The organism is Methylobacterium sp. E-065 (genome assembly GCF_022829605.1).
Lineage (GTDB): Bacteria > Pseudomonadota > Alphaproteobacteria > Rhizobiales > Beijerinckiaceae > Methylobacterium.
Window position 1 is genome coordinate 1 of the sequence record NZ_JAKSYD010000032.1, and the last position, 465, is coordinate 465.

Genomic DNA, 465 nt, shown 5'->3' on the forward strand with positions numbered 1-465 from the left:
CTGGGTGCGGGCATCGAGGTTGATGCGCATCCGGCCCTGGTAGCCCGATGTGTCACCGGCGGCGCCCGCTTGGCGGGTGTAGCTGGTCTGGTATCCGCCCTCGAACCGGGCACGGCCCGAGACGCGCAGGCAGGTGTCGGTGCCGGGAATGTAGAAGAAGCCGGCGCCGTAGGCGGTGCAGACGCGGACGTATTCGATCGGCACGGCCTTCTTGACCGGCAGGTCGGCGGCGTGCGCGGCACCCACCGCCGCGAACGCGGCGGCGGACCCAAGGAGGGAACTCTTCAGGAACTTCATCAGCAACCCCAATACTTCGAGACCCGTAACTGCGGCGCTGCCTGATTTTTCAGGTCAAACCGCTCATTGTTATTTGGGCCCGCGTCTTGGTGGCTGGCTCCGGCACGCCCCGCACTGCGGTGGTTTGCTGGGTCAGGATCATGCCGGAACGGCTACGCTCAGCAAACT

1 protein-coding gene is annotated in these 465 nt (G+C 65.8%); it reads right to left on the minus strand.

What is annotated here, in order from left to right:
* On the minus strand, nt 1-297 hold a 297-nt coding region (locus MKK84_RS02450; RefSeq protein WP_243916449.1), incomplete at its 3' end, for a porin.
* Between the last annotated feature and the right edge of the window lie 168 nt (nt 298-465).